Below are 24,738 nucleotides of genomic sequence, written 5' to 3'. Positions count from 1 at the left end.
TCAACCATGCCTGAACTCACTCATTTCGATGCGTCTGGTGACGCGCATATGGTGGATGTCGGCGGCAAGCAGGAGACGAGGCGCATCGCGATTGCGCGTGGCTCGATCCGCATGCTGCCCGACACGCTCGCGCTAATCCGCGACGGCAACGCCAAAAAGGGCGACGTGATCGGCGTCGCGCGGATAGCGGCGATCCAGGCCTCGAAGCGCACCGCCGATCTGATTCCGCTGTGCCATCCGCTCGCGCTGACACGCGTGAAGGCCGACTTCGAACTCGACGAGCAGATGCCCGGCGTGCACTGCACGGTCCAGGTCGAGACGTTTGGACGCACGGGCGTCGAAATGGAAGCGCTCACCGCCGTGCAGGTCGGGTTGCTGACCGTGTACGACATGTGCAAGGCGGTGGATCGCGGCATGACCATCACCGATGTGAAGGTGATGGAGAAGCATGGCGGGAAATCGGGGGATTGGGTCGCGCAAGCTTGAAGCGCGGATCGACAACTATCCGGGTAGCAATATGACCATCGACGAACTGCTCACGCAGCTACTGGCGTTTCGCGACGCGCGCGACTGGCGGCAGTTTCATACGCTGCGCAACCTGATCGTCTCCACCGGCATCGAAGCCGGCGAGCTTCTGGAGACGATTCAATGGAAGTCCGACGCGCAGATCGACACGCTGCTCAGCGATCCCGAGCAATCGACGAACCTCCGGCACGAGTGCGCCGACGTCTTCATGTACCTGCTGCTGGTGGCCCATACCGCGGGCTTCGATCTCGTTGACGCGGCAGCGGAAAAACTGCAGCTGAACGAAGCGCGCTACCCCGTCGACAAGGCGAAAGGCACCGCCGCCAAATATTCAGAGCTTTGAACTTCGAGGCGCGGAGACCTGCCTTGGCGCGAGCATGCATGAGCCTCCGCGGTTCGATCAATCTTCGTCGCTGTCGTCGTCCGGTACCGCATCGGCTGCCGGCGTGCCGTAGCGCTTCACCAACTGCTCCTTGAAGCCCGCGAGCGACTTCTGCTCGTCGACGAGCTGGTACAGATAGCCGAGCTGCGCGGGCCAGTCCTTCAGCTCCTCGGCGAAAATCCGCAAGCGTTCGACCGTATCGAGCGCCGCCGCGGTATCGCCAGTCAGCGCCTGCAGCACCGCGTAGCGACGCAGCACGGTTTCGCCCGGCAACAGCGCGATCGCCTGCTTGTGCATCGCGAGCTTGCGTTGCAGGTTCAGCGGATTCATCGGCTGCAGCGTCGCGAGACCGTATTCGCCCCACGCGCCGAACATGAACGACGGGGCGGCGCTGTACTGTTCGGCTGGACGCTGGCCGTAGTACAGCACCTCGGCACGCGCATAGTCGCGATAGATCGGATACAGCGCGGCGAGTCCGCCGAATACCACGACCGCGAACGCGCCGAGCGACAGATTCGCGGGCACCGCGCGCAACGGCCGCGTTTCGAGCAGGCCGAACACGAACATCGCGGGCAACAGGAAGAACATGTACTGCTGCGGATACTCGACGAGCGCATGCATCGTCAGCACGCCGATCAGCGCGATGCCGAACACGCGCGTGGCACTTTGCGGCGCACGCACGACACGCACGAGCCACGCGACGAGACCCACGAGCACGATTCCTAGACCGATCAGACCGGTTTTGGCGAGCAGATCGACGAAGATGTCATGCGAGTTGTTGGCGATTTCGACACCGCCCAGTTGCCTGACGAGCTCAAACTGATAGCTCGGGAATTCGCCCCAGCCGACGCCGAGCAGCGGATGCTGCTTGAACATCGTCCAGCCGTATTTCAATAGCGCGATGCGCGGCGCGATCTGGCCGGCATCCTGGAAGCGCTCGGCCGCCGACTGCCCGAGTTCGAGGTGAAAGCGCGCATTGGCCCAGCGAATCACCGCATTGACCACGAAAAACAGCACCGCGAGCGCGATCGGCACCAGCCAGTCACGGTTGCTACGGCGCGATTGCGGTTCGTTGCGGGTCTGCGCGAACGCCATCCAGAAGCCGGCCACGACGATCACACCCATCTGGAGCCACGGACCGCGCGACACGGTCAGCGCGAGGCCGACCGAGAAAATCGTCGACACGAGCAGCCAGATAGGCAGCGCGATGCGGCGCGTCTGCACGAGGTACAGCGCGCCCGCCATCGCGAACGCGATATAGGTCGCAAGGTGGTTCGCCTGCGCCATGTTGCCGAACGGCCGGCGATCGACGGTGAGGTTGTACGCAACGACGAGCGGCGCCACACGCGTTTCGAGGTGAAACAGCTGGATCACCTGGCTGAACACCGCGAACAGACCGCCGACGATCAACGCCCCCGCCGCCCAGCGCAACGCGGTCTCGTCGAGTTTCACGCGCGCGAAGCCATAGCCCACGTGCACGGCCATCCACGCAGCGAGCAGGAAGCCCGCGCCGAGCCAGTTCATCGACGGCTTCGCGACCGGCAGCACGAAGGTCTGCACTACCAGCACGAGGCCGAACAGCAAGGGCACGAGCGCGACCGTGGGCGACGCGAAGCTCACGCGCGGCCGCGTGGTCACGACCATCAGCACGACGGCCACCCCGGTCAGCAGATACAGCCCGAGCGAGGTGAATTCGGCATAGAAAGTTGGGATCGGATACGTATGGTTGGCAACCGCATAGGGGAGGATCAACGCAAGAGCCAGCAGTACGAGAGACAGGTAGCGCGCGAAAGGGGTGGGCATCGAATCAACGGTGGGCGTCAGCAACCGGCGCACTATACAAAAATTTCGTTGCACTGTGCGCCGGTTCGGCCGAAATAGGCTGCAAATCAGCCCTTCACGTTGTGGCTACGAGTCGTCCGGTCAGCGCTCGACCGTCGCCTCGTTCGCTCGTTCATCTGGCCCTTACGAACGGCACTCGGGCGGCGCCAGATTCGCGGCGAGCGTCGGCGCTTCACCCGGCATCGGCCCCGACCCCGGCGCCGGCAACGACGACGCGCTCTTGCCGCTCGCAAAGCATTCCCACGTCAGCGCACCGGTCTGCACCGTGCCCTTGCTCAACGCGACGCGTGCGCTCGGCGCATCGGCGTTGTCCGGCACCGAGGGCACCAGCGTCATCGTGTTCGCGCCGGCCTGCGCGACGCGCGTCGAGTACGTGATCGTGATCTGGCCGGTGTCGTCGTCGATCTGGATGGACTCGACGTTGCGTGTGGCAGGCGGCGACGCATAACCGCCGCTGAACGCGTTGCCGCTCGCGGCGTTTTCGGCCACCGCGAGCCGCGCCGACGCCGCGAGCGACAAGCCCTCGCCGACCCGGCTGCGCGCCAGATAGTCCTGATACGCGGGAATCGCGTAGGCCGCGATCACGCCGACGATCGCCAGCACGATCATCAACTCGATCAACGTGAAGCCGACGCCGCAGCGCCGGCAAAGGCGCGCGAACCAATTCTCGCGCCACCGTGCGCGGCGTGACCTGCGCGAGAATTGGGTCGATTGGGAGTAAGGGGAATATGGCAAGGTAACGATCATCGGCAGACTCCTGATACGAGAAACGCCTGGCCCGTGGATCGGGAACAGGCGTTTCAATCGTAGCGAGCGACGCTCGCGCGTCACAGTCAGCCGGATGGCCAGGGTTGCATTCGGACGGCATCACGGCTTAGGCAGCGGCGCACCGTCAATGCCGTGCTCACACCGCCGCGCGTTTCGCGTTGCGGCGCTTCAACAGATAACCGACGATCACGACGAACAGCGCGCCCGCGATGCTCATCCCGTATTCGGCGACGGGCGTATCGAGGATCGGCCAGCGGTCGCCGGCCGGGTCGTTGACCATCAGGCCACCCGCGATCCAGCCGAGCAGACCCGCACCGAACAGCAAGATGCCCGGAAAGCGATCGAGCAGCTTCAGAATCAGCTGGCTGCCCCACACGATCAGCGGAATGCTCACGACGAGGCCAAAGATAACCAGAGCCAATCGGTGCTCGTGCTCCGCGGCTTCGGCAGCGCCGGCGATCGCGATCACGTTGTCTACGCTCATCACCGCGTCCGCGATGATGATCGTCTTCACCGCCGGGATCAGCTTGTCGGCCGGCTTCACCTTGTCGTGAACGTCGTGCGCGGGCGCGAGCAGGCGCACACCGATCCACAGCAGCAGCAACCCGCCCGCGAACTTCAGGAACGGCACGTCGAGCAGCGCGACCGCGAACGCGATCAGCACGACGCGCAGCAGGATCGCGCCGGCGGTTCCCCACACGATGCCGCGCATGCGCTCCGACTGCGGCAGTTTGCGGCAGGCGAGCGCAATGACGACCGCGTTATCGCCGCCGAGCAGAACGTCGATGACGATGATCTGAAAGACCGCGCCCCAATTGAGCGTCGTGAAGAATTCCAGCATGGAAAAAGAATAAGAAAAAATCGACCGGGCGGACAGAAACACGGCGCGAGCACGGACGAAAAAAAGCGGGGGAGTCTGCACTCCCCCGCTTTTCGGGACCGCTCGCTCACGAAAGGACTTCGAAAGCGTATCAAAATCGCGCGCCCACGGCACGCGAATTCGATTTACAGCATCGCCTTCAGAAGACGCGCCATTTCCGACGGGTTCTTCGTGACCTTGATACCGCATGCGTCCATGATTTCCAGCTTCGCTTCGGCGGTGTCCGCACCGCCCGAGATCAGCGCGCCGGCGTGGCCCATGCGCTTGCCCGGAGGCGCCGTGACGCCAGCGATGAAGCCAACCACCGGCTTCTTCATGTTGCCCTTGATCCACTCGGCAGCGTTCGCTTCGTCCGGACCGCCGATTTCGCCGATCATGATGACGGCGTCCGTATCCGGATCGTCGTTGAACATCTTCATCACGTCGATGTGCTTCAGACCGTTGATCGGGTCGCCGCCGATACCGACTGCCGACGACTGGCCGAGGCCGATCGCGGTCAGCTGGCCGACTGCTTCATACGTCAGCGTGCCCGAACGCGACACGACGCCGATGCGGCCCTTGCGGTGGATGTGACCCGGCATGATGCCGATCTTCAGCTCGTCCGGCGTGATCGTGCCCGGGCAGTTCGGTCCGAGCAGCAGCGTCTTGCGGTTTTCGCGACGCATACGGTCCTTGATCTCGATCATGTCGCGGACGGGGATGCCTTCCGTGATGCAGATTGCGAGATCCAGGTCGGCTTCGACGGCTTCCCAGATTGCAGCAGCAGCGCCTGCCGGCGGAACGTAAATCACCGACACGGTCGCACCCGTTTCAGCCTTGGCTTCAGCGACGCTCGCGTAGATGGGGATGCCTTCGAAATCTTCGCCGGCGCGCTTCGGGTTCACGCCCGCGACGTACGCTTCGCGGCCGTTTGCGTATTCACGGCAAGCACGCGTGTGGAACTGACCGGTCTTGCCGGTGATGCCCTGCGTGATGACCTTGGTGTCTTTGTTGATCAGAATCGACATGTATTGACCTCTGTTCGTTTGGCGTCGCGCGGTAGCGCCACGCGGCGCGATGCTTCACGCCTGTGTCGCTCGCGCGCCGCCACTCGTCATTTTGGCAAATGAGCTGGTAAATGCGCCGTAGACAGGTGGCTTACGCCTTGCCCGAAGCAGCCGCGACGACCTTCTGAGCCGCTTCTTCCATGCTGTCCGCCGAGATGATCGGCAGGCCGGATTCAGCGAGCATCTTCTTGCCCAGGTCTTCGTTCGTGCCCTTCATGCGGACCACGAGCGGCACCTTCAGCGACACGGCCTTCGACGCCGCGATCACGCCTTCCGCGATCACGTCGCAGCGCATGATGCCACCGAAGATGTTGACCAGAATCGCGGTCAGGTTCGGGTTCTTCAGCATGATCTTGAACGCTTCGGTGACCTTCTCGGTCGTCGCGCCACCGCCGACGTCGAGGAAGTTCGCCGGTTCGCCGCCGAACAGCTTGATGGTGTCCATCGTTGCCATGGCGAGGCCAGCGCCGTTCACGAGGCAGCCGATATTGCCGTCAAGCGAGATGTACGCGAGGTCGAACTTCGACGCTTCGATTTCAGCCGGATCTTCTTCGTCCAGATCGCGGTAAGCGACGATTTCCGGGTGACGGAACAGCGCGTTCGAGTCGAAGTTGAACTTCGCGTCGAGTGCGATGACCTTGCCGTCGCCGGTCAGGATCAGCGGGTTGATTTCGGCGAGCGATGCGTCGGTTTCCCAGAATGCCTTGTACAGGCCTTGCAGGATTGCGCGGGCTTGCGGGATCGAAGCGTCGGGCACGCCGATCTTCTTCGCGAGGTCGTCTGCTTCCGAGTCCTTCAGGCCGGTCGACGGATCGACTGCAACCTTGTGGATCAGCTCAGGCGTCTTTTCCGCGACTTCTTCGACGTCCATGCCGCCTTCGCTCGACGCCATCACGACGATCTTCTGCGAAACGCGATCGATCACGAGACCGACATACAGTTCCTTCTTGATGTCAGCGCCTTCTTCGATCAGCAGACGGTTGACCTTCTGGCCTTCCGGACCGGTCTGGTGCGTGACGAGCTGCATGCCGAGGATCTGGTTCGAGTACTCGCGAACCTGTTCCAGCGACTTGGCGACCTTGACGCCGCCACCCTTGCCACGGCCACCTGCGTGGATCTGAGCCTTGACGACCCACACCGGGCCGCCGAGCTCTTCAGCGGCCTTGACCGCATCGTCCACCGAGAAGACCGGCTTGCCGCGCGGTACCGCGACGCCGAATTTCCGCAGGATTTCCTTACCCTGGTACTCGTGAATCTTCATGCGTGATTCCCTTCAGTCTGAGAGTTGGATAGAACTTCGATTCCGTTTTGCCGCCGTTCAGGCCGATGCCTCGCCGCTTCGTGCGCGGGTCGCCGCGTCGTCCGACGAGGCCGCGCGTTCCGCCGGACGCGGTGCGTGGCCATACCAGCGCGGATAAAACTGTTTCACCGCCTCGCCGTCGAAACGCAGCGCATGGCAGCGTCCCAGCTGGAATGGCGGCTTGTCGTTGGAATGCTCGCCTGTGCCGTTAGACGATTCGTCTCCCGAACCCGCGTTCGCACCCGGCGTGCCTTCATCGGTGTTCCACACTTCGCCGGCGAACGCCTGGATCGCGGCGGTCGGCAGCATCGCGCACAGCTCGGTGAGATGCGTGCAACCGGCCGTGCCGGCCAGCAAACGGGCAGCATCGCGACGGAAGTTGTGGAACAGATTGAGCCCGATGAGGGCACGGTAGGCGGGATTGCTGGCCTGGCATAACCCTGGATAGGGCACCCAGTCGGACGACGCCTCGGCGTCGACGACGTTGAGCTTGCGATCGATGGTGATGCGAAGCCAGAGTTCATGGATCGGCTGACCATTGGGCCGGATTCCCGACGGAAGCGCCACATCGCGAGGCTTTTCGTCGGTCAGGCACGCTTCCACATCCCACAGGCCATCGGCTCGCTCGTAAGCTTCCGCTCTGATTGCGCGACGATGGCGCAACTGACGGGACACTGGCGGGGAGAGCGACATGCGGGAAGGAAAGGCCGGATTGGAAAACCTCCGGATTTTAGCATAAGGGGTGTTTGGGACAGCCCCGATTGCGCATGGCCTCGAGCCGGGTTACGGCGTGGCAATCGGCGGCCGTCAGGGCTGACTTGCTAGTCGCCGTCCCAGATGTCGTCGATACCCTTCAGGATCTTGCCGATCGTCGCGCCGGAGAAGCCGCGCGACGCGAGGAAGCGCGCCTGCTTCGCGCGCTCGGCCGGGGTTTGCGGCAGCTGGCCGAACTTCTTGCGCCAGACCGCCTGGGCGCGCGCGAGTTCGGTTTCACGCAATTGCGCACTCGCCTCTTCGACGAGCGCCGGGTTCAGCGCGTGCTGCTTCAGTTCACCGAGAATGCGGCTCGTGCCGAGCCGCGATGCGCGCCGGTGAACCAGACTTTCCGCGAAGCGCGAGTCCGATAGCCAGTTTTCGGCTTCCAGCGAGTCAAGCACCGTGTCGAGCGAATCGGTTTCCTCGACGTAGGGCTTCAGCTTGCGCGCGAGTTCGGCGCGGCTATATTCGCGACGCGACAGATAGCCGAGCGCCCGTGCTTTCAGCGAACGGGCTGGGCGTTGGGATTTTCTGCTGTCGTCCTGGTCGGCCTGCCCCGGCTTCGCTTCGCCGGCCTGGCGACGCGAGCGGCTGTAGGTGACTTCGGAGGGGGGTTGGGAATCGCGCCCGGAGGAATCCGGGCTGGACGATGCTGCAGGGGATACAGACCGTGTACGCTGCGGCCCGCGGCCTGAGGCGCGGTCGTGTGCGTCGAACGATTCGAATGGATCGAATGGATCGCCGGAATCAGGCGATCCATCCGCGGTGTCGCGCGGGCCGTCCGGACAGGGTCCAGAGTTGGAACCGGACAGCGGCCGGCCTTTGCGTATCACGTGATGCTTACTCTTCTTCGTCCGCGACTTCAGCGTCCGCGCCAGTCACGGCGTCCGCCATCGCGGTGACGCCCAGCGATTCGCGGATACGGTTTTCGATTTCGCGAGCGATGTCTGGATTTTCGCGCAGGAATTCACGCGCGTTGTCCTTGCCCTGACCGATCCGCTCGCCGTTGTAGCTGTACCATGCGCCAGCCTTGTCGACGATCTTCGCCTGCACGCCGAGGTCGATGATTTCGCCCTGACGCGAGATCCCCTCGCCGTACAGGATGTCGAAGATCGCTTCGCGGAACGGCGGCGACACCTTGTTCTTGACGACCTTCACGCGCGTTTCGTTGCCGATCACTTCGTCGTTCTTCTTGATCGAACCGATGCGGCGAATGTCCAGACGCACCGACGCGTAGAACTTCAGCGCATTACCGCCCGTGGTGGTTTCCGGGTTGCCGAACATCACGCCGATCTTCATGCGGATCTGGTTGATGAAGATCACGAGGCAGTTCGTGCGCTTGATCGTGCCGGTCAGCTTGCGCAGTGCCTGCGACATCAGACGCGCCTGCAGACCCGGCAGCGAGTCGCCCATTTCGCCTTCGATTTCCGCCTTCGGCACCAACGCCGCGACCGAGTCGATCACGATCATGTCGATCGAGCCCGAGCGCACCAGCGCGTCGGCGATTTCGAGCGCCTGTTCGCCGGTGTCCGGCTGCGAGACCAGCAGGTCGGCGACGTTCACGCCGAGCTTGCCCGCGTATTGAATGTCCAGCGCGTGTTCCGCGTCGATGAACGCCGCGGTGCCGCCGAGCTTCTGCATTTCGGCGATGACCTGCAGCGTCAGCGTGGTTTTACCGGACGATTCCGGACCGTAGATTTCGACCACGCGGCCGCGCGGCAATCCGCCGACGCCCAGTGCGATGTCGAGGCCGAGCGATCCGGTGGAGACCACCTGGATGTCTTCGACTGCCTCACCTGCGCCGAGCCGCATGACCGACCCTTTGCCGAACTGCTTTTCGATCTGCGCGAGCGCGGCGGCGAGAGCCTTGCTCTTTTCAGCAGTCAGTCCAGCCGAGCCTTTCTTGCTTTCTTCCATGAATCGTCCTTTGCTATGATGAACGGCGTCTGAGGCAGGTGTGCACCCGTGGTTTCACTCGAATTGAGCGGAGCCTGCAGGACATCACACGAAACGCAGACACTGTATAAAAAAACAGTGGTTTTGGCAAGCGCGATTATGATGCGAACGCGCATTTTTACTGTCGCGTCACCCCCACTACCCACAATAATGTTCGGAGACCGCTGCGCGCCGGGGCAAGCCCCACGGTGCCGGCAAAGCCAGGCTGGCGCACCATGCGAATTCTGATTGCCGAAGACGACAGCATACTCGCGGACGGTCTGGTTCGATCACTCCGCCAATCGGCCTATGCGGTCGATCACGTCAAAAGCGGCGTAGAAGCCGATACCGCGTTGTCAATGCAGACGTTCGACCTATTGATCCTCGATCTGGGCCTGCCGCGCATGTCCGGGCTCGAGGTGCTGCGCCGCCTGCGCGCGCGCAATTCGAACCTGCCCGTGCTGATCCTGACCGCCGCAGACAGTGTCGACGAACGCGTCAAAGGCCTCGACCTCGGCGCCGACGATTACATGGCCAAGCCCTTCGCGCTGAACGAACTCGAAGCCCGCGTGCGCGCGCTGACGCGGCGCGGTGCCGGCGGTGGCCCGACCGTCGTGCGGCATGGCTCACTGTCGTTCGATCAGGTGGGCCGCATCGCCTATGTCAATGACCAGGTGATCGATCTGTCCGCGCGCGAGCTCGGTCTGCTCGAAGTGCTGCTGCAACGGATCGGCCGGCTGGTCTCGAAAGAGCAACTGGTCGACCATCTGTGCGAATGGGGCGAGGAAGTCAGCAACAACGCGATCGAAGTCTACGTGCACCGGCTGCGCAAGAAGATCGAGCCGAGCGGCGTGCGCATCATCACCGTGCGCGGGCTCGGCTACTGCCTCGAAAAAGCGGCGCCGCCGGCAAATGCGAACACGCCCGCCGCCGCTGCCGGCTCCGAGCCGCAAACGGCACAAGCAGCACAAACGGCACAAGCAGCACCACCATCCACCGCGCCGTCGTCTGCCGCGATGCCGGCGAGCCATCACTACAAATAGAGGCCAGCGATGTCCGCACGCGCTGATCGCGCCACGGCGCACGCGGCGGACCTCGACGAGGCGCGCGACGCGCGCTACGCCAACCCGTTCGCCCCGCCCGACGAAACCGAAGCCGCCGCCGAAGCGCGTCCGCGCTCCCTGTTCGGCGAGATTCTCGACTGGATGCTCGCGCCGCTGCTGCTGCTGTGGCCGATGAGCCTCGCGGTCACCTATCTGGTCGCGAAGTCGATCGCGAACGGCCCGTTCGACCGCGCGCTCGAAACCGACGCCTATGTGCTCGCGCGCCAGATCCATCCGGTCAATGGCGTCGCGGAGCTGTCGCTGCCCGAGTCGACGCGCGATTTCCTGCGCGCCGACAACGTCGACAGCGTGTTCTTTCAGGTGCTCGGCACGCGCGGCGAGCTGGTGGCCGGCGAGCGCGACATGCCGCTGCCGCACGAGGAGGACCGCCCGCCACCGGGCCTCGTCGAATTCCGCGACGACGTGCTGCGCGGCAATGACATCCGCGTCGCGTATACGACCGTCGAGTTTCCGCAGACGCCGGGCGCGCAGCCCGTGCTGGTGCAGGTCGCCGAAACGCTCGACAAGCGCAGCCAGCTCGCCAACGACATCATCAAGGGCGTGATCCTGCCGCAGTTCGTGATCCTGCCGCTTGCGATCCTGCTCGTGTGGTTCGGGCTGTCGCGCGGGCTGGAACCGCTGCATGCGCTGCAGGCGCATATCCGCGCGCGCCGGCCGGACGATCTGTCGCCGCTCGAAGCGCGCCGCGCGCCGCCGGAAATCGAGCCGCTCGTCACGTCGTTCAACGATCTGCTCACGCGCCTCGAACAGAACATGGAGCTGCAAAAGCGCTTCATCGCCGACGCCGCGCATCAGATGAAAACGCCGCTCGCCGGCCTGCGCACGCAGGCCGAGCTTGCGCTGCGCCAGAACGCGTCGGCCGAGGTGCATCGCTCGCTCGAACAGATCGCGACCAGTTCCGAGCACGCCGCGCGGCTCGTCACACAGCTGCTCGCGCTCGCGCGCGCGGAGAACCGTCGGTCGGGGCAGATCTTCACGCCGGTCGAACTCGGCGAGCTCGCCCGCAGCGCGGTGCGCGAATGGGTGCAGGCCGCGCTCGCAAAGCAGATGGACCTCGGCTACGAAGCACCCGACGAGCCGGTCGAAGTCGCTGGCAATCCGGTGATGCTGCGCGAAATGCTGTCGAATCTGATCGACAACGCGATCCGCTATACGCCGGCGGGCGGCCGCATCACCGTGCGCGTGCGCCACGACGCCCCGGCGCGGCTCGTGCATCTGGAAGTCGAGGACACCGGGCTCGGCATTCCGGCCAGCGAGCGCTCGCGCGTGGTCGAGCGCTTCTACCGGATTCTGGGCCGCGAGGGCGACGGCAGCGGCCTCGGTCTCGCGATCGTGCGCGAGATCGCGGCGATGCACGGCGGCGAGCTCGCCATCGACGACAACGTCTACCAGGAGTCGCCGCGGCTCGCCGGCACCCTGGTGCGTGTCAGCTTGCAGGTGCTCGAACGGGGGCGGGACTTACCCTAACACGACCGGATCATCAGCTTGACCGTCAGCGTGTTTTTGAGATATTTCAGCGCGGATCGCGCAAATTTCGCCGCACATTGACCGAAATTGATCGCCTGTTCGCCGGTTTACCGGACTACCCCAGGTTTTGGCGTCGAGTCAGAACGCCGTAAGTTTCCACTCCAATAATCGGTTGCACGGGGACGCCTGCGCTGGCGATCCGTGTTTATATCAATATTGGAGACGACATATGGCTACCGTTGGCGGGCAACTCTCGCACGCGCCGATGACGCGCGATGAGAAGCGGGTGATCTTCGCATCGTCGCTGGGTACGGTTTTCGAGTGGTACGACTTTTATCTGGCCGGCTCGCTTGCGGCCTTCATCAGCAAGAGCTTCTTTTCCGGCGTCAATCCGACCGCGGCGTTCATTTTCACGCTGCTCAGCTTCGCCGCGGGCTTCGCGGTGCGGCCATTCGGCGCGATCGTATTCGGGCGGCTCGGCGACATGGTCGGGCGCAAGTACACGTTCCTGATCACGATCATCATCATGGGCCTGTCGACGTTCCTCGTCGGCTTCCTGCCGGGCTATGCGGCGATCGGCATCGCTTCGCCGGTGATCTTCATCGCGATGCGTCTGCTGCAGGGTCTCGCGCTCGGCGGCGAGTACGGCGGCGCCGCGACCTACGTGGCCGAACACGCGCCGGCGAACCGCCGCGGCTTCTACACCGCGTGGATCCAGACCACCGCAACGCTCGGCCTGTTCCTGTCGCTGCTCGTGATCCTCGGCGTGCGCACTTTCATGGGCGAAGACTCGTTCGGCGCCTGGGGCTGGCGCATTCCGTTCGTCGTGTCGATCCTGCTGCTCGCGGTGTCCGTGTGGATTCGTCTGCAACTGCACGAGTCGCCGGTGTTCGAGCGCATCAAGGCCGAAGGCAAGACCTCGAAGGCGCCGCTCTCCGAAGCGTTCGGCCAGTGGAAGAACCTGAAGGTCGTGATTCTCGCGCTGCTCGGCCTGACGGCCGGCCAGGCTGTCGTGTGGTACACGGGCCAGTTCTACACGTTGTTCTTCCTCACGCAGACCCTGAAGGTCGACGGTTCGAGCGCCAACATCATGATCGCGCTCGCGCTGCTGATCGGCACGCCGTTCTTCCTGTTCTTCGGCTCGCTGTCGGATCGCATCGGCCGCAAGCCGATCATCATGGCCGGGCTGCTGATCGCCGGGCTGACGTACTTCCCGCTGTTCAAGGCGCTCACGCACTACACGAACCCGGCGCTCGAAGCCGCGACCGCGAAGTCGCCGATCGTCGTGATCGCTGATCCGGCCGAGTGCTCGTTCCAATTCAACCCGGTGGGCACGGCTAAGTTCGTGACCTCGTGCGATATCGCCAAGGGCGCGCTGTCGCGAGCCGGCCTGAACTACGACAACGTCGCGGCGCCGGCCGGCACGATCGCGCAGATCCGCGTGGGTGATACGGTCGTCAACACGTTCGACGGCCGCGCCCCGGATGCGAAGGAGCAAGCCAAGGCCTTCGAGAAGACGCTCGCCGCAACGCTGAAGGCTGCCGGCTACCCGCCGAAGGCCGATCCGGCTCAGATCAACTGGCCGATGAGCATCGTGGTCCTGACGATCCTCGTGATCTACGTAACGATGGTCTACGGTCCGATCGCGGCGATGCTGGTCGAGATGTTCCCAACGCGCATCCGTTATACGTCGATGTCTCTGCCGTATCACATCGGCAATGGCTGGTTCGGCGGCTTCCTGCCGGCGACCGCGTTCGCGATCGTCGCGGCGCGGGGCAACATCTACTCGGGGCTCTGGTATCCGATCATCATCGCGGTGATCACCTTCGTGATCGGCATGCTGTTCGTGCGCGAAACCAAGGACTCGGATATCTACGCAAAAGATTGAGCGGACCGCCAGTCTGGGCTATCTGAAAAAGTTGTGCGCCGGGGGTTGACAGCCTCCGGTTGCCCCAGCATAATCTCGCTTCTTTCGGCGAATTAGCTCAGTCGGTTAGAGCGACGGAATCATAATCCGCAGGTCCGGGGTTCGAGTCCCTGATTCGCCACCAGCTTCAAGAAAAAGCCGCTGTCCCACAAGGACAGCGGCTTTTTTGTTTTTCACCGCTGCCACGTCAACTCAGGTCGTTACCCGATCCGGCCGGTGTCGGGTGAAAGAGAAGCGCCACGACGGTCATCAGCCCGAAGGCCGCACCCGCATAAAACGTCATGGCTGCACCCACACGTTCCCACAACTGGCCTGCGATAACGCTCGAAACCAGCGTCACGACGCCGCTCAGCAGATTGAAGAAACCAAACGCAGTCCCACGCAAATGCGCTGGCGCCGTGTGCGCGACCATCGTGGCGAGCAGGCCTTGCGTCATCCCCATGTGCAGCCCCCAAAGCGCTACCCCGACGACGACCATGCTCCAGTGGCTGCCGTGTGCCAGCACGAGGTCGGCGCCGATCAACACGATCAGACCACCGATTAGCAGCCGCGTATGACGCATCGTGTCCGCGAGCTTCCCGAACGGATAAGCGGACAGCGCGTAGACCACATTCATTGCCACCATGACCAGCGGAACGAGCGCAATCGGTACACCGCTGCCCATCGCACGAAGAACCAGAAAAGCCTCGCTGAATCGCGCCAACGCGAACACAGCCCCTATCCCTACGACCCACCAGTAGTCCAAACCAAGGTCCTTGAGACTCTGCCACCGCACTGGGTTGTTTCTTTTGGCAACAGACTCGTGCTCAGGCTCCGTGATACCGAACGCCAACAGCGCGACCGCGAGCACGCCGGGAATGACGGCAAGCCAGAACGCAAGCCGAAAATTGTCTGCCCAGATCAGCATGATGAGAACCGCCAGCAGCGGTCCGAGAAACGCACCGACCGTATCGAGGGATTGGCGCAGACCGAAGGCCGCCCCACGCAGGTGCTGCGGCGTGACATCGGCAATGAGCGCATCGCGAGGCGCACCACGAATGCCTTTACCAACGCGATCGATGACGCGCGCCGTCACCACGACTCCCACCGACGACGCAATGGCAAAAAGCGGCTTGCTCATCGCGCCGAGCGCATACCCGGTTACGGCAAGCCACTTTCGGTTGCCGAGGTAGTCGCTTAGCGTCCCCGAAAACACCTTGACGATTTGGGCCGTGGCCTCCGCGATGCCCTCGATGACCCCAATCGCGCCGGCGCCTGCGCCTAGGCCTGCCATCAAAAACATCGGCAGCAGGCTGTGGATGATTTCGGATGAGATGTCCATGAAAAGACTCACACATCCTAGGACCCACACGCTGCGTGGAATCTGCCGCACGGCATTGACTTGCGATTCGTTTCGCATTCGATAGGGATGGCATCAAATAACGCGGTCGAAACGGCACGGTCGCATGCGAGCGCTAGCGCAACTTGCTACGACCGCTCCATCTTATCTGGCATCGCTGAATCTAATACCCCTGTGGCACGTCACCGATGGCGGCGCAAGAATTGCTGACGAAGTGTGGGAAATGCCCAGCGCTGGGTTCGGTCCGTTCATCGCGACCGATGGAACGAACGACGAGCAGCAGCGTCGCAGAGTATGGGTAGTGAAGCGCCGCCGGTTTCGTTGGCAGCTCCGTCTCTTGAGAGAATAGCGCCCGAAGCAAGTCTGGCAAGTTCTCTCCGGAGGTTCAACGCGCGTCCACGATGCGGGACCTGACAGGCTTCCTTCCGCAATTCCGTCGCAACTTCGAGGAGGTTCCTTAATGACGTTCCGCACCGTCGCGCTTGCTGCAACCACCGCTGCGCTCACGCTCGCCGGCACGACCGCCGCCCTCACCGCACAGGCCCAAACGCCGAGCACGTCCGACAGTCAATGGCGCGCCAGTTCGACCATGCTCGCGACGCTGCTGCAGGACGGCTACAAGATCGTCGCCGTGGTCAACAACGGGCCGGCCGACACGATCTTCGTGCAGCGCGATCAGAGCGCGTTCAAATGCATCGATGCGCAGCAACCGGAAGCAAAAGCGAAAACGGCGGCGGCGGGCTGTTACGAGCTGGTACCGCCGAGCGGCGGCGCGCCAGCGTCGGAATCCAAATAACGTGATTTGAAGCGCGTGCCCAACGTCGCTCGGGCTCGCGCGAAAGGCCTCAGCGTCTCGCCAACACCGCGACGCTTCAGCGATCCACCAGCCGGCTCAGGTTGCCGCGCACCCGCTGCAGCAGCGCGATCAACTGCGCCGCTTCTTCATCGCTGAAACCATTGAGCGCTTCGAGCGCGACCTCGTCGCCGACCTTGCGCGCCTTGCCGAGCGTGCGCTCGGCCTTCGGCGTCATGCGCACCTGGCGCTCGCGGCGATCCTGTGGATTCGCGGTCCGCTCGATCCAGCCGCCCTCCTCCATCCGGTCGAGCAGCCGGCCCGCCGAGATCGGCGCGACCTCCAGCAGATCCGCGAGCCGGGCCTGATTGATCTCGCCGTAATGGCCGAGATAGGCGAGCACGCGGCACTGCGCGCGAGTCAGGTCGACCGACGACTTCGCATGATCGTCGAAACGCTTGCCCGCCAGCCGGCCGACGTCGTAGATCAGAAAGCCGAAGCGCTCTTCGAATTGGGTTTTCATGCGCGGATTATACGGAAGCACTTCGGCTTACAGCGCGCCTGCGCCTGCGCATGCGTTCCAGCTTCAGCACAACTCCCGATCGCGCAAACCCGCATTGACGATATACTAAGCATGCTTACGATATCGACCCTCCCCATCTTTCATGTCTTCCGCCTCCACGCCGGCGAGCGCCACTGAGCTGCTCAACCGGCCGATGATCACGATCTCGATCATGCTCGCGACGCTGATGCAGACGCTCGACAGCACGATTGCCAACGTGGCGCTGCCGCATATGCAAGGCACGCTGTCCGCGTCGCAGGACGAGATCACATGGGTGCTGACTTCCTATATCGTCGCTGCCGCGATCGCCACGCCGCTCACCGGCTGGCTGGCGGACCGCCTCAGCGTCAGGCGGCTGCTGCTGATCGCGATCGGCGGCTTCACGGTGGCGTCGGCGTTGTGTGGACTCTCCGAGACGCTGCCGCAGATCGTCGTGTCGCGTTTGCTGCAAGGGATCTTCGGCGCGTCGCTGGTGCCGCTGTCGCAATCGATCCTGCTCGACATCAACCCGCGTGAAAAGCAGGGCCAGGCGATGGCCGTGTGGGGCATGGGCGTGATGGTCGGGCCGATTCTCGGGCCGACGCTCGGCGGCTGGCTCACCGATAGCTACAACTGGCGCTGGGTGTTCTTCATCAACGTGCCGATCGGCGCGTTCGCGCTGTTCGGCGTCGCGACCTTCCTGCCGAAGCGCGAGCCCAAGCACGACGTGAAGTTCGATGCGTTCGGCTTCATCACGCTCGGCCTCGCGATCGGCGCATTGCAGGCGATGCTCGATCGCGGCGAGCAGCTCGACTGGTTTTCATCGACCGAGATCGTGATCGAGGCGCTGGTCGCGGCGATCAGCTTCGCGTTTTTCCTCGTCCACACCGCGACCGTCGGCGAGCGCTCGTTTTTCAAATACAAGTTGCTGAAGGACCCGAACTTTGCGACCGGCACGTTCTTCATCTTCGTGATCGGCGCGGTGATGTACGCGACCCGCGCGCTGCTGCCGCCGATGCTGCAAAACCTGATGGGTTATCCGGTCGCGACCACCGGCCTCGTCACCGCGCCGAGCGGCGCCGGCACGATGGTCGCGATGCTGATCGCCGGCCGGCTGCTCAAGCGCGTCGATGCGCGGCTGCTATTGCTCTGCGGCTTCCTGATCTCGGCGTTCGCGCTGTGGCAGATGATGCATTACACGATCGTGCTGTCGGAGTCGAACATCGTGTGGCCCGGCGTAATCCAGGGCTTCGGGCTCGGTCTCGTGTTCGTGCCGCTGTCCGCGCTGACGTTCTCGACGCTGTCGCCGGAGCTGCGCGCGGACGGCACCGCGACTTACAGCTTGATGCGCAATATCGGCAGCAGTATCGGCATTTCGATCGTGCAGACGCTGATGACGCGCAACACGCAAATCTCGCACGCGGACCTCGCCGCGAACGTTACCGCGTTCAATCCGGCGCTGCAGTCGATGCTCGACGGCGGCTCGCGCTACGACATCGCGGCACTGAACGCGTCGATCACGCAGCAGGCGGCGATGGTCGCGTATCTGAACGACTTCAAGCTGATGTTCGTGGCAACGCTGCTGGTCATCCCGCTATTGCTGCTGATCCGGCCGTCGCATAAGGCGCTGGATGCGTCGGCCGCGCATGCGGCGATGGATTGAGATCGAGCGCGGCGCCGTCCGTCTCAGCCTTCGATTCGCCCGCGCGTCACGCCAAGCAATGACGACATCGCCGCGTACGCCGCGGCGGCATCGCGCGCGCGGATGGCGTCGTACACCGCCGTGTGCTCGGCGAGCGACGCGTTGAACACATCGGCGCGTTTCGCATTGAGCCGCAACTGTGCCTCGAGCGTGCGCTCGATCAGCGCGCCAAGCGGAATCAGCAATTCATTGCTGCACGCGGTCAGCACGCACAGATGGAACTGCAGATCCGCACGCACCCACTCATCGACGTTACGCGCCACCACCATCGCGGCATGGGCGGCCGCAAGCGCGCCCAACGTGTCATCGGTGCACGCGGTGGCCGCAAGGCCGGCCGCGTAAGGCTCGATCATCTCGCGCATTTCCTGCAGTTTGAGCGCAAACGCCATCGGCTCGGCGACGCGCGAATACCAGTCGAGCAGATCGGCATCGAGCAAATTCCACGCGGACTTGACCCGCACCCGCGTACCCACGCGTGGCCGCGATTCGATCAGCCCTTTCGACGTCAGCGTGCGCAGCGCCTCGCGCAACACCGTGCGGCTCACGCCGAACGTCTCCATTAACTCGGCTTCGCGAGGCAGGATCGACTCCGGCGCATAGTCGCCACGCAGAATCGCGGTCGCGAGCAGTTGGGTGACTCGCCCATGCAGATCGTGCGGAATGGTTTTCTCCTCGCGGGTGGTGGTCTCGTCGCGCAACGCGGCAACAAGTATTCCAAATCTCACCACTATGTGGCAAATAGTACTATTAATAGTATTTAAATGCACTTTTGTTGTAGCATGGAATTCCCAAAATTCTTTTGCGTGCCGGCAGATCGTCAGGAGACACACACCATGAAAATCACCAAGCTCGAAACCTTCGTCGTCCCGCCGCGCTGGTGCTTCCTCAAGATCGAGACCGATGAGGGCATCGTCGGTTGGGGCGAGCCGGTGGTGGAAGGCCGCGCGCACACGGTCGCCGCGGCCGTCGAGGAACTCTCCGATTATCTGATCGGCAAGGACCCGCTGCTGATCGAGGATCACTGGCAGGTAATGTACCGCGCGGGCTTCTATCGCGGCGGCCCGATCACGATGAGCGCGATCGCCGGCGTCGATCAGGCGCTGTGGGACATCAAGGGCAAGCATCATGGCGTGCCGGTGCATGCGCTGCTCGGCGGCCAGGTGCGCGACAAGATCAAGGTGTACTCGTGGATCGGCGGCGACCGCCCCAGCGATGTCGCGAACAATGCTCGCGCGGTGGTCGAGCGCGGCTTCAAGGCCGTCAAGATGAACGGCTCGGAAGAACTGCAGATCATCGACACCTTCGACAAGGTGCAAGGCGTGATCAACAACGTCGCGGCGGTGCGCGAGGCGGTCGGGCCAAACATCGGCATCGGCGTGGACTTCCACGGCCGCGTGCACAAGCCGATGGCGAAGGTGCTCGCCAAGGAACTCGATGCGTACAAGCTGCTGTTCATCGAGGAGCCGGTGCTGTCGGAGAACGCGGAGGCGCTGCGCGACATCGTCAATCAGACCAATACCCCGATCGCGCTCGGCGAGCGTCTGTATTCGCGCTGGGACTTCAAGCACATCCTGTCAGGCGGCTACGTCGACATCATCCAGCCGGACGCTTCGCACGCAGGTGGCATCACCGAGTGCCGCAAGATCGCCGCGATGGCCGAAGCCTACGACGTCGCGCTCGCGCTGCATTGTCCGCTCGGCCCGATCGCGCTCGCGACCTGCCTGCAGATCGACGCGGTCAGCTACAACGCGTTCATCCAGGAACAGAGCCTCGGCATCCATTACAACCAGGGCAACGACCTGCTTGATTACATCAAGAACCCGGAAGTCTTCAAGTATGAAGATGGCTTCGTGTCGATCCCGCAAGGCCCGGGCCTCGGCATCGAGGTCAACGAAGAGAAGGTGCGCGAGATGGCGAAGGTCGGTCATCGCTGGCGCAATCCGGTGTGGCGTCACGCGGACGGCAGCGTCGCCGAATGGTGATTCGTGGGCCATTGCGCCCGCGCGTTCCGGCCACGTGACGCGCGGGCCCCTCCCTGCCTCGATTCCCGCACAGCCTTCTCCCGCCCAGCTCTCGCGACGTTTGTTCGGTATCGGACAGACGCATGGTCTGCTCCTTGCTGAAATGCATGCCGACAACGCGTGCAGCGGGGAGCACCATGGGCGAATTCCTTCCTGACTATCTGATCCGCGAACAGGCGGCGGTCGGTGCGCTGGTCGTCTTCGGCGTGCTGCGCATCATCGGCGCGATGGTCGCCTACGAGCGCGGATGGAGCATCGCGGTGGTCGGGAAATGCTTTATCGCCGCGGCAGTGCTGTACTGCCTGCCGCAGGTTTTCGATCTGCTCACGCAGATGGTCGGCACGCACGCGGCTGGCGCCGAACTCGAAGGGAAGGCCGCGGGCTGCGCGATCGCGTTGTTCTGCGCGCCGATTCTCGGTCATCGCCTCGGCCTCGAGTAAGCGGGCAGCGAGCCGGACGGCGTGATGCGACTGACGCCTGCATTGCTGGAACGCGCGCGCGACGACGCGCTGCTTGCCTGAAGAGTAGTAGCGGGTGCGCTGGCCACAGCCAGGCGACCGTGTGTATTGCGCCGCACGTGCTTCGCAGTGCGGCGCTTTTTTATGCGGCGCGCCGCGCGTTCAGCCGAGCGCAGCGAACGCCGGCACGGTGTGCGACAACGCGGCCGCGACGACGAACACGCCGATCATCACGAGCGCTTCCAGATAGATCACGTTGACGAAGGTATGCGCATCCATCGTCGACGCGGTGCGACGCAGGCGCGGCAGCGCCGACGTGCGGTTCAGCGCGCCGAGCACCAGCGCGAGCGCGACCAGCACGAGCTTCAATGTCAGCACATGGCCCCACGTGCTCCCCTGAATCGCTTCGAACGACCCACCCGAGCCGCGCACCGCATTAAAGACGCCCGACAGCAATACCAACGCGACTGCGACGAGCGACACGTTCGACACCTGGGTCGCCGTGCGAATCAGCATGCCGCGCGCGGTCGATGCGCCGAGCGCCGGCAGCACCGCGAAGCCCGCGGCCATCACGACACCGCCCCAGACGCTCGTCGCGAGCACGTGCAGCGTCTGCATGCCGATCGCGGCCGATACGACGCCGGCATCGGCAGCATGACCAAGCGACGCCTTGCCCGCCGAGATCGCGAGCACCGCGAGCCACAGCAGCGTGTTACGCAGCATGCCCGTGCCGTGGCTCAGCGCGGTGCCGAGCAGCACCAGTGCGCCGCCGAACGCGACGCTCCAACCATAGCCGACATGCGTTTGCGTCAGCACCGTCGGCACCACGCCGAACGCCGCGGGCAACGCGACGCCGCTCATCGACGCCGCCTGATACAGCAGCCAGCCGAGATCCGCGAGCACCAGCACGATGGTGGCCGCGAGCATCGAGCGATATGCGCGCATCCAGCCGGGCCGCGCCGGTGAAGTGCCTTGCTGCGCGTCCTTCGCGAGCCATGCGCCGAGTAGCGCCGAGCCAACGGCGAAGCCGAACGCGACGTTCATGAGCGCGGCCATTGCGACCTGCCCGATCCACAGTGCGTCGAAGTTCATTTGACGTTGAACGCGAAGTCGCCTTGCGTACGATGGCCATCGGTGGCCACCGCGACCCAGTGCACCGAATAGCGGCCGCTCGTCAACTGAGGCAGCGCGAGGTGCATCTCGCGGGCGTCCGCGCTATCGACCGTCGACGCGGTCGAAGTCGCAGGCTTGCCGCTCGTATCGGCGAGTGTGATCTTGCTGAACGCGGGCTCGAGCGGCTCGGTGAAATGGATGGTCACGTCGGCGGGCGCGACGGCCTCGGCGTTCGCGGCCGGCACGCTCGAGATCAGGTGCGCATGCGCGAACGCGGTGGATGACATGGCCAGCGCCACCGCGCCGGACATCAACGCTCGCAGCGTCGATGAGGAGAAATCGAATAGCTTCATGTGGGGCCGATAGCGGATGAGAACGAACGGAACAGAGCCGGGCCGACGACGCGCATCGTCTGCACGACGGCCTGCGAGCCCGGAAGTGTACGCTTCGATGGCGCGCACGGGGATCGGTTCAACCTTGCTTGATGAAACAACGATATTGATCACGACGCGCGACGCAACCGAAGTCCGAAACTGGCAAACGCGACACACTGTCGCATGGTGGTCACACCTGGAACCGCATCTAATGCGGCAAATAGGCACCATCACCCTTCGATGATAGAATGCTGCGTCGCCGCAGCGACGGCTGTCCTTCACACCGAGCCGCCCGAAGTTCGGTCAGGTCCCCGATTCTGATGGAGTTACGCGTGTCTTCAAGACGCCTCTTCCGCCCGTTGCTTGCCCTTCTGCTGATCGGCTCCGCGGGTGTCTATAGCGCTGCGAAAGCGCAGACGCAACCGAAGGCCCCCGACACGATGGAAGCGCGCGTGCAAGGCTGCACGGCCTGCCACGGCTCGCATGGGCAAGGCACCGACAATGACTACTTCCCGCGTCTTGCGGGCAAGCCGGCGGGATATCTGTTCAATCAGTTGCAGAACTTCCGTGAAGGGCGCCGCAAGTACCCGCCGATGAACTACCTCGTCACGTATCTCTCCGACGACTACCTGCATCAGATCGCCACCTTCTTCTCGCAGCAGCGCCCACCGTATCCCACGCCGGCCAAGCCGACGGCCTCCGCCTCCACGCTCGCGCGCGGTGAGCAGATCGTGCTGCATGGTGATGCGAACAAGCAGGTGCCCGCTTGCGCGGCCTGCCACGGCAAGGCGCTGACCGGTATGGAACCGGCGATCCCGGGTCTCGTCGGCCTGCACGCCGACTACATCAGCGCGCAGCTCGGCTCATGGCGTTCGGGCACGCGTCGTGCGATCGCACCGGACTGCATGCACACCATCGCCACGCGCCTTAGCGACGAAGACGTGAACGCCGTCGCGGCCTGGCTTGCCACGCAGCAGGCTCCGCAAAACCCCGTGCCGGCTCCGGCCCGCTCCTTGAAGACTCCGCTTGCCTGCGGCAGCGAACCGCAATAAGGCGCCGGGAGAGACATTCAAATGAAACGCAAGTCTTTGTTCGCCCTCTCGGCAGTCGTCGTGGTCGCGGCCGCCGCACTCGTTCCCGTCCTGTGGTCGGGCGGCGACCATCTGCATAGCAGCGGCGCAGCCGTCGCGGCAACGCCCGCGGACCAGGCCGACCTAATCAAGAAGGGCGAGTACCTCGCCCGCGCGGGCGACTGTATCGCCTGCCACACCGTGCGCGGCGGACAGCCGTTCGCGGGCGGCCTGCCGATGGCCACGCCGTTCGGCACGATGTTCACGCCGAACATCACGCCTGACGACCAGTACGGCATCGGCAAGTGGACCCAGGACGACTTCTATCGGGCGATGCACACCGGCCGCTCGAAAGATGGCAGCCTGCTCTATCCGGGCTTCCCGTTCACGAGCTACACGAAGGTCACGCGCGCCGACTCCGACGCGATCTACGCGTACCTGCGCTCGGTCGCGCCGGTCAACGTACCGAGCCGTCCGCACGAACTGAAATTCCCGTTCAACCAGCGCAACATGCTGATCGGCTGGCGCACGCTGTTCTTCCGTGAAGGCGAGTTCAAGCCGGACCCGACCAAGTCGGTAGAATGGAACCGCGGTGCGTATCTGGTCGAAGGCCTCGGCCACTGCGGCATGTGCCATACGTCGATCAACGCGATGGGCGGCCCCGTCAGCTCGGCGGCGTTCGCGGGCGGTCTGATTCCGCTGCAGAACTGGTATGCGCCGTCGCTGACGTCGAACAAGGAAGCCGGCCTCGGCGACTGGGACCTGAGGGACATCGCCGATCTGCTGAAGACCGGCGTGTCGAGCCGCGGCGCGGTGTTCGGTCCGATGGCCGAAGTGGTTCACAACAGCCTGCAGTATCTGTCGGCCGAAGACATCAACGCGATGGCGACGTACCTGAAGACGATTCCGCAGAAGAGCGAAGCACCGGAACCGCTGCAGCTCGAAACCTCGGAAAAGTTCGGCGGCGAACTGCTGAAGCAAGGTCAGAAGATCTACGCTGACAACTGTGCGAAGTGCCACGAAGACAATGGTCTCGGCCGCCCGCCGGCATTCCCGCCTCTCGCGAATAACCAGTCGATCCAGATGCCGTCGGCGGTCAACCCGATCCGCATGGTGCTGAACGGTGGTTATCCGCCGAGCACGGACGCGAACCCGCATCCGTACGGCATGCCGCCGTTCGCACAGTCTCTGTCGAATCAGGAAGTCGCAGCGGTCGTGACGTACATCCGTATGTCTTGGGGCAACCACGGTACGGCCGTGTCGCCGCAGCAAGTGGCCGAGCTGCGTTCGGCGCCGCTCGACTAAGCAGGGTTTCACGTACCCTGGGCGCGGCCTGCGAGTTTCGCGGCCGCGCCCTTCGTTTTTTCAGGACCGG

General features: G+C 63.9%; 24 protein-coding genes and 1 tRNA gene. 12 read left to right on the top strand and 13 right to left on the bottom strand.

The window, feature by feature from the left end; genetic code table 11:
- Positions 1-6: 6 nt before the first annotated feature.
- Both moaC and AB3X86_RS14040 read left to right on the top strand, forming a co-directional pair.
- Positions 7-486, top strand: coding sequence for a cyclic pyranopterin monophosphate synthase MoaC (gene moaC / locus AB3X86_RS14045; RefSeq protein WP_176121772.1), 480 nt, complete (start codon positions 7-9; stop codon positions 484-486).
- Positions 449-868, top strand: coding sequence for a nucleotide pyrophosphohydrolase (locus AB3X86_RS14040; RefSeq protein WP_368596434.1), 420 nt, complete (start codon positions 449-451; stop codon positions 866-868). The genes moaC and AB3X86_RS14040 overlap by 38 nt, the downstream gene beginning before the upstream one ends.
- Before the next feature lie 57 nt (positions 869-925).
- Here AB3X86_RS14040 and AB3X86_RS14035 read toward each other — a convergent pair whose 3' ends face one another.
- From AB3X86_RS14035 to recA, 8 genes are all read right to left on the bottom strand, one after another.
- Entirely contained in the window at positions 926-2,710 is a 1,785-nt protein-coding gene (locus AB3X86_RS14035; RefSeq protein WP_368596433.1) for a PglL family O-oligosaccharyltransferase, read from the bottom strand.
- 162 nt (positions 2,711-2,872) lie between these two features.
- Positions 2,873-3,496 carry a pilin gene (locus tag AB3X86_RS14030; protein WP_368596432.1) on the bottom strand — a complete coding sequence of 208 codons (624 nt, stop codon included), beginning with the start codon at positions 3,494-3,496 and terminating at the stop codon, positions 2,873-2,875.
- A gap of 157 nt (positions 3,497-3,653) precedes the next feature.
- The gene (locus tag AB3X86_RS14025) at positions 3,654-4,358 is read right to left on the bottom strand and encodes a TerC family protein (protein ID WP_368596431.1); all 705 of its coding nucleotides are present in this window, start codon (positions 4,356-4,358) and stop codon (positions 3,654-3,656) included.
- 164 nt (positions 4,359-4,522) lie between these two features.
- Positions 4,523-5,404, bottom strand: a complete 882-nt coding sequence (gene sucD, locus AB3X86_RS14020; RefSeq protein ID WP_008920420.1) for a succinate--CoA ligase subunit alpha — start codon at positions 5,402-5,404, stop codon at positions 4,523-4,525.
- Positions 5,405-5,534: 130 nt separating this feature from the next.
- The gene (gene sucC, locus AB3X86_RS14015) at positions 5,535-6,704 is read right to left on the bottom strand and encodes an ADP-forming succinate--CoA ligase subunit beta (protein ID WP_013090442.1); all 1,170 of its coding nucleotides are present in this window, start codon (positions 6,702-6,704) and stop codon (positions 5,535-5,537) included.
- Positions 6,705-6,761: 57 nt separating this feature from the next.
- A complete protein-coding gene (locus AB3X86_RS14010; RefSeq protein WP_368596430.1) occupies positions 6,762-7,436 on the bottom strand; it encodes a DUF2889 domain-containing protein in 675 nt (224 codons plus the stop codon).
- Positions 7,437-7,564: 128 nt separating this feature from the next.
- Positions 7,565-8,332, bottom strand: coding sequence for a recombination regulator RecX (gene recX / locus AB3X86_RS14005; RefSeq protein ID WP_368596429.1), 768 nt, complete (start codon positions 8,330-8,332; stop codon positions 7,565-7,567).
- A gap of 7 nt (positions 8,333-8,339) precedes the next feature.
- The gene (gene recA, locus AB3X86_RS14000; RefSeq protein ID WP_013090445.1) at positions 8,340-9,416 is read right to left on the bottom strand and encodes a recombinase RecA; all 1,077 of its coding nucleotides are present in this window, start codon (positions 9,414-9,416) and stop codon (positions 8,340-8,342) included.
- A gap of 254 nt (positions 9,417-9,670) precedes the next feature.
- Here recA and AB3X86_RS13995 point away from each other — a divergent pair, with 254 nt between their 5' ends.
- The 4 genes from AB3X86_RS13995 to AB3X86_RS13980 all read left to right on the top strand — a co-directional run bounded on the left by AB3X86_RS13995 (position 9,671) and on the right by AB3X86_RS13980 (position 14,076).
- Entirely contained in the window at positions 9,671-10,477 is an 807-nt protein-coding gene (locus AB3X86_RS13995; RefSeq protein WP_368596428.1) for a response regulator, read from the top strand.
- Between the two features lie 9 nt (positions 10,478-10,486).
- Entirely contained in the window at positions 10,487-12,025 is a 1,539-nt protein-coding gene (locus tag AB3X86_RS13990) for a sensor histidine kinase (RefSeq protein WP_176105123.1), read from the top strand.
- A 229-nt stretch (positions 12,026-12,254) separates the two neighbouring features.
- On the top strand, positions 12,255-13,913 hold the full coding sequence (locus AB3X86_RS13985) for an MFS transporter (RefSeq protein WP_368596427.1): 1,659 nt from the start codon (positions 12,255-12,257) through the stop codon (positions 13,911-13,913).
- 86 nt (positions 13,914-13,999) lie between these two features.
- Positions 14,000-14,076 (top strand) — tRNA-Met (locus tag AB3X86_RS13980).
- Positions 14,077-14,139: 63 nt separating this feature from the next.
- On the opposite strand, the gene AB3X86_RS13975 is transcribed toward AB3X86_RS13980, so the two are convergent.
- Entirely contained in the window at positions 14,140-15,351 is a 1,212-nt protein-coding gene (locus tag AB3X86_RS13975) for an MFS transporter (protein WP_368596426.1), read from the bottom strand.
- A gap of 400 nt (positions 15,352-15,751) precedes the next feature.
- Between AB3X86_RS13975 and AB3X86_RS13970 the strand changes: the two genes are divergently transcribed.
- On the top strand, positions 15,752-16,087 hold the full coding sequence (locus AB3X86_RS13970) for a hypothetical protein (RefSeq protein ID WP_176121782.1): 336 nt from the start codon (positions 15,752-15,754) through the stop codon (positions 16,085-16,087).
- A 76-nt stretch (positions 16,088-16,163) separates the two neighbouring features.
- On the opposite strand, the gene AB3X86_RS13965 is transcribed toward AB3X86_RS13970, so the two are convergent.
- On the bottom strand, positions 16,164-16,607 hold the full coding sequence (locus AB3X86_RS13965; protein WP_026229127.1) for a MarR family winged helix-turn-helix transcriptional regulator: 444 nt from the start codon (positions 16,605-16,607) through the stop codon (positions 16,164-16,166).
- A gap of 142 nt (positions 16,608-16,749) precedes the next feature.
- Between AB3X86_RS13965 and AB3X86_RS13960 the strand changes: the two genes are divergently transcribed.
- Positions 16,750-18,288, top strand: coding sequence for a DHA2 family efflux MFS transporter permease subunit (locus tag AB3X86_RS13960; RefSeq protein ID WP_176121783.1), 1,539 nt, complete (start codon positions 16,750-16,752; stop codon positions 18,286-18,288).
- Positions 18,289-18,311: 23 nt separating this feature from the next.
- Here the strand turns inward: AB3X86_RS13960 and AB3X86_RS13955 are convergent, their stop codons facing one another.
- Positions 18,312-19,025 carry a FadR/GntR family transcriptional regulator gene (locus AB3X86_RS13955; protein WP_368596673.1) on the bottom strand — a complete coding sequence of 238 codons (714 nt, stop codon included), beginning with the start codon at positions 19,023-19,025 and terminating at the stop codon, positions 18,312-18,314.
- 135 nt (positions 19,026-19,160) lie between these two features.
- On the opposite strand from AB3X86_RS13955, the gene dgoD reads away from it, so the two are divergent.
- Together dgoD and AB3X86_RS13945 are read left to right on the top strand one after the other, a co-directional pair.
- Positions 19,161-20,309: a galactonate dehydratase gene (dgoD, locus tag AB3X86_RS13950; RefSeq protein ID WP_368596425.1), complete on the top strand. Its 1,149-nt coding sequence runs from the start codon at positions 19,161-19,163 to the stop codon at positions 20,307-20,309.
- A gap of 176 nt (positions 20,310-20,485) precedes the next feature.
- Positions 20,486-20,788 carry a hypothetical protein gene (locus AB3X86_RS13945; RefSeq protein ID WP_013090463.1) on the top strand — a complete coding sequence of 101 codons (303 nt, stop codon included), beginning with the start codon at positions 20,486-20,488 and terminating at the stop codon, positions 20,786-20,788.
- Between the two features lie 180 nt (positions 20,789-20,968).
- Here AB3X86_RS13945 and AB3X86_RS13940 read toward each other — a convergent pair whose 3' ends face one another.
- Entirely contained in the window at positions 20,969-21,898 is a 930-nt protein-coding gene (locus AB3X86_RS13940) for a CopD family protein (protein ID WP_368596424.1), read from the bottom strand.
- Positions 21,895-22,272 (bottom strand): copper homeostasis periplasmic binding protein CopC, encoded by a 378-nt coding sequence (copC, locus tag AB3X86_RS13935; RefSeq protein ID WP_176105114.1) that lies wholly within the window; start codon positions 22,270-22,272, stop codon positions 21,895-21,897. Before copC ends, AB3X86_RS13940 begins: the two co-directional genes overlap by 4 nt.
- A 341-nt stretch (positions 22,273-22,613) precedes the next feature.
- Between copC and AB3X86_RS13930 the strand changes: the two genes are divergently transcribed.
- Both AB3X86_RS13930 and AB3X86_RS13925 read left to right on the top strand, forming a co-directional pair.
- Positions 22,614-23,345, top strand: coding sequence for a c-type cytochrome (locus AB3X86_RS13930; protein WP_176380868.1), 732 nt, complete (start codon positions 22,614-22,616; stop codon positions 23,343-23,345).
- A gap of 21 nt (positions 23,346-23,366) precedes the next feature.
- Positions 23,367-24,668, top strand: coding sequence for a cytochrome c (locus tag AB3X86_RS13925; protein ID WP_176380869.1), 1,302 nt, complete (start codon positions 23,367-23,369; stop codon positions 24,666-24,668).
- The last annotated feature ends 70 nt before the right edge of the window (positions 24,669-24,738 follow it).

It is taken from the genome of Paraburkholderia sp. BR14374, from assembly GCF_040948685.1.
GTDB classification, from domain to species: Bacteria; Pseudomonadota; Gammaproteobacteria; order Burkholderiales; family Burkholderiaceae; genus Paraburkholderia; species Paraburkholderia youngii.
This window is presented reverse-complemented; position numbering and strand designations above follow the sequence as displayed.